Source organism: Vibrio sp. 10N.222.46.A1, assembly GCF_041473595.1.
In the GTDB taxonomy this organism is placed as follows: domain Bacteria; phylum Pseudomonadota; class Gammaproteobacteria; order Enterobacterales; family Vibrionaceae; genus Vibrio; species Vibrio tasmaniensis_A.
Map to the genome: position 1 here is coordinate 1 of NZ_JBFRSN010000920.1, position 3,477 is coordinate 3,477.

2 protein-coding genes and 1 pseudogene are annotated in these 3,477 nt (G+C 43.3%); all 3 read left to right on the forward strand.

The window, feature by feature from the left end; all coding sequences use genetic code 11:
• Positions 1-1,872 (forward strand): peptidase domain-containing ABC transporter (locus AB4496_RS22025; protein ID WP_372131972.1); only part of this gene is annotated, 1,872 nt, incomplete at its 5' end.
• Entirely contained in the window at positions 1,869-3,230 is a 1,362-nt protein-coding gene (locus tag AB4496_RS22030) for an HlyD family type I secretion periplasmic adaptor subunit (protein ID WP_017083706.1), read from the forward strand. The genes AB4496_RS22025 and AB4496_RS22030, both read left to right, overlap by 4 nt.
• Before the next feature lie 2 nt (positions 3,231-3,232).
• Positions 3,233-3,477 (forward strand): annotated as a pseudogene (locus tag AB4496_RS22035) (type I secretion system permease/ATPase); the annotation flags it as partial.

The following is a 3,477-nucleotide window of genomic DNA, read 5'->3' on the forward strand; positions in this document are numbered from 1 at the left end:
CCATTAACTTTAGCAAAATCTAATAAAGATAAGTGTTTAATACAAAGACCTAATAAAGAAACTCCTGAAATAATTTCGTATAACGAACTCAATTCAATTTGGAACCACAGATGGCTGGAGATAAAACAAGCTCAATCACGTTTTGATATCGCCTGGTTCATTCCTGAGTTTTTGCAACACAAAAGAATACTCGGGGAAATTTTTTTGTTTTCTTTTGTATTGCAAATACTCGCCTTAATCTCACCGCTATTTTTTCAGGTTGTGATGGATAAAGTGCTTGTACATCAAGCTTGGTCAACCCTTGATGTGCTTGTGATAGGGCTTGTGATCACTGGCATTGTAGAGGTTCTACTTCGCGGCTTACGCGAATATCAATATGCGCACACAGCCAATAGAATTGATATTCAATTAGGACTTAAGTTAGTAAAGCACTTGTTTGGCCTTCCTTTGATGTTCTTCAAAACACGTCAAGTAGGCGCTATCGTAACTCGCGTGCGCGAGCTTGATACTGTACGAGAATTCTTAACAGGCTCGATGTTTACTTTAACGGTCGAGTTCTTGTTCATGTTTGTCTTTCTCTATGTAATGAGTTTGCTTTCACCTCCTCTCACATGGCTATTTATTGCAACCATCCCTCTTTACGTATTGCTCGCTTGGTGGCTTACACCTCGAATGCAAGCGGCGGTAGAAGAGCAATTTACGCACGCCGCTGCAAATACCTCTTTTCTCACAGAGACAGTGGCTGGCAGTGAAACTCTAAAAAGCTTAGCCGTAGAGCCTCGTTTTGTTCGCCGTTGGGACGATCAAACGGAAAAAATGGTCTCTACTGGGTACGTGGTTCAGCAACTCAACAACCGATCCAACCATGTCGTTCAACTCATCCAGAAAGTAACAAGTGTTGGAGTTCTGTGGTTAGGGGCAACAGAAGTACTGTCATTGGAAATGACTATCGGACAACTGATCGCTTTTAATATGATGACAAACCATATAGCCCAACCTTTATCACGCATGGTTGAGTTATGGGGGCAATTTATTCAAACGCGCGTGGCACTAGAAAAATTGGGAGACATGCTTAATTTACCTGTGGAGCAGCACACAGGGAGCGATACGATTGCATTACAAGGCGCAATTTCGTTCAAAAACATCCTATTTCGTTACCAACCAGATATCCCACCGACCCTGAACAACTTGTCGCTAGATATCCAAGCAGGTGAAACATTAGGCGTTGTGGGAACATCAGGCTCAGGGAAAAGTACTCTAGCTCGATTACTGCTACGACTCTACTGCCCAGAAAAAGGGTTAATAACGGTTGATAACACACCACTTAATCAAATTGGCATCCAGCAACTGCGCCAACAAATCGGCATAGTTCTGCAAGAAAACTATCTATTTAACAAAAGTGTTTGCGAAAATATTGCCCAATCGAAGCCTGAAGCTAGCTTAGAAGAGGTTATCGAAGCGGCAAAACTTTCTGGAGCTCACGAATTTATCATGAAGCTCCCAATCGGCTATGACACGATCTTAGCCGAAGGTGGGCAGTCCCTTTCTGGCGGACAGAGACAACGCCTGGCGATTGCGCGAACTCTACTTTCAGATCCCAAAATCATGATCCTGGATGAAGCCACGAGTGCACTGGATGACGAATCACAAGCGTTGATTCAATCCAATATGGCAAATATCGCGAAGGGCCGTACGGTCATCACTATCGCTCACCGGTTATCCACCGTACGAGATTGCGACCGAATTATCGTTCTACACCAAGGTAATATCGTCGAGCAAGGTAACCATCAACAGTTAATCACATTGGGCAAACAGTACAAACAATTATGGCAACTTCAGCAAGAGCTCAAGCAAGAGGATTCAAACGCATGAAAAGTGTCATCAAGCGATTCTTAGCCAAATTTAGAATAAACCAAGCGACTGAGAAGCATTACGAATTTTTGCCTGCGCACCTCGCCTTATCACAACGTCCTCCTTCACCATTTGCTCGCATAACGGCCATCACGCTCAGCTTGGGAGTCGTTGCCGTCTTAATTTGGGCGTATTGGGGGAAATTAGATATACAAGCGACAGCTACCGGACGTTTCGTTGTCTCTGGCCGCTCACAAGTGATTCAATCTTATGAGCAGAGCCGGGTTCTCTCTATTCACGTAAAAGATGGGCAACGAGTGACAAAAGGCGCGCCGCTTCTTACTCTTGATACCCTAGGCATCAATCAAGACATTACCCGTTTAATCACTCAGTCTGAATTTCAAACTAATGACCTAATTCGATACCAATCTTTGAATAGTGGCCTGCCACTCTCTAAGGACCTATTATTTTCGGCCTTACCACTCGAACAACAAGCGTTGATCAATGAAAACTTCTTGAGTGAGAAACGTGAATATGAGTCGACCCTGGCAAGTATCAAAGCAGAAATGCAGGTCAACAAAACATCACAAGCGGCTCGTCAAAGTGACATCAACGCATTAATTCAGTTAACCGAAAATATTAGTCAGAGACTCGCGGCACGAAAAACGTTGAATCAAATAAAAGTCATTGGACACGTAGAGTATCTAGAGCAAGAAAAAGAGCTACTGGAAGTTAAGCGCCAAGTGTCGCAACAACGAGCTGAATTAGAGGTTCTAAAGTCGCAATACCATAGTCTTGAAGAAAGGCTGACGGGGTTCAAAGCACAAAAACACAGAGAATGGCTCGAAAAAAGAAAACAAGCGAAATTGCAACTCGGGGGTTTAGCTCAGGAGTTGTCTAAAGTTCGTGAGCGTGAACAGTTAGAAATCATCCGTTCTCCTGTCGATGGTACGGTTCAGCAACTCAGTATTTACACGCTAGGAGCAGTACTTCAACCAGCACAAAATTTAATGATTATTGTCCCTGAAAATGCAGTACAGCAGGCGGAAATACAAATTCTCAATAAAGACGTAGGTTTTGTTTACCCAGGACAGCCAGTGACAGTAAAAGTAGATGCGTTTCCATACACTCGTTACGGTACTATCGAAGCTGAGCTATTGAGTATTTCTCGTGATTCTACTACAGACGAACGCTTGGGGCTCATTTTCCCAGCCCAAGTTAAGCTTAAGAATAACAACATCTTAATCAACGGTAAAAGTATTGAGTTGACACCAGGCATGTCCGTCGTTGCGGAAATAAAAACGGATAAACGTCGTGTTATCGACTACCTGCTGAGCCCAATACGTGAATACCAAGCAGAATCGCTAAGAGAGAGGTAAGTATGGATATGACCTTATCAACAACGGAAAATAGCGTTTCTACCACTCAAGATGCTTCTATCAATCAGGACGCTTCTATCACACAAGATAATGGCGGAATCGACGCCGTCGTTTATGCGGGTAACTATTTCCACAAAAAGTCGACCAAGACACAGCTCAAGCATGCTTTAGGCGTCAGTCATTCCAATTTAAATGACTTGGAAATAAGGGAAGCTGCAGATTATATTGGCCTGAAAAGTCAAGTAAC

Bases quoted from the DNA above. Each gene is read 5' to 3' on its own strand.
- AB4496_RS22030 (WP_017083706.1), top strand. From the start codon at position 1,869: ATGAAAAGTGTCATCAAGCGATTCTTAGCCAAATTTAGAATAAACCAA.